General features: G+C 64.5%; 1 protein-coding gene. It reads right to left on the reverse strand.

Annotated features, from left to right (window positions below; genetic code table 11):
- Positions 1–228 precede the first annotated feature (228 nt).
- Positions 229–840: hypothetical protein (locus CBW22_RS26570; protein WP_088518132.1), on the reverse strand; the 612-nt coding region annotated here is incomplete at its 5' end.

The raw sequence follows: 840 nt of genomic DNA on the forward strand, positions 1-840 counted from the left end.
CCAGCGATCGCGCACGACCGGCTGAGCCGATATTTCAGCGGGGTGTGTCATAAGAGGAAATTCCGTGGTTGCGGCAGCCGGGCTGCCGGGGTCAGACGTTAATCAGGCCTGCCTGCGGGGTGCAGGCTGAGGCGTACCGCAGCGTATGCGAGGAACGAACAGCCTGCGCAGCGCGGGGAGGAAAAGAACGTTAAAACGCCTGTTTCGGTTTGAGTCATACCCCGCTCCTCACGTCGTTACCGCACCGTCAGGCAGCTGGGTCACCTCACGCCTGATGACATACCAGCCGGCCGCCTCTGCGCCCCGCTGGCACCAGTCCGCCCAGCTGCCCGCGTAGCCGTCCTCCGCCGCCTGCAGCTGCAAATCTTCCAGCGCCGCTTCACTCCGCAGCGGCGTAATGTGCCGCGAGCGCGCTTTCACAATTGCCGCACCCGCTCGTGCCCGCACGTCGTGCGGTAACGCCACTTTTGCCCGTGCATCGGTACCGAAGGTGTACCCTTCCGCCTCAATGGCGACCGCGAAAGCGGCCAGCAGCTGCTGCCAGTACGCGGTTTCCTCATGCGCAAGTGCACGTGCAGCCATCGCCGGACTGCCGAACGGCGCCGGCACGGGAACTGACGTTCCGTGGCGAACGCTGAATGCATCAGTCCGATCCGCCTGCTTTGCAGGGAACACCCTGCCCAGACGAACCATCACAACGGACAGCACCAGCAGCATAAAGAATAAACCGACCGCGGGCAGATGATCCGTCAGGTCACCGAGTGCACGAATACTCGCCGGCGAAAGCGAAATTTCCGCGCGACACGCGGGCTCCGGCGCGGGCGCGCTCCAGACCGGCTG

The organism is Pantoea sp. VS1, assembly GCF_002207995.1.
Lineage (GTDB): Bacteria > Pseudomonadota > Gammaproteobacteria > Enterobacterales > Enterobacteriaceae > Pantoea > Pantoea dispersa.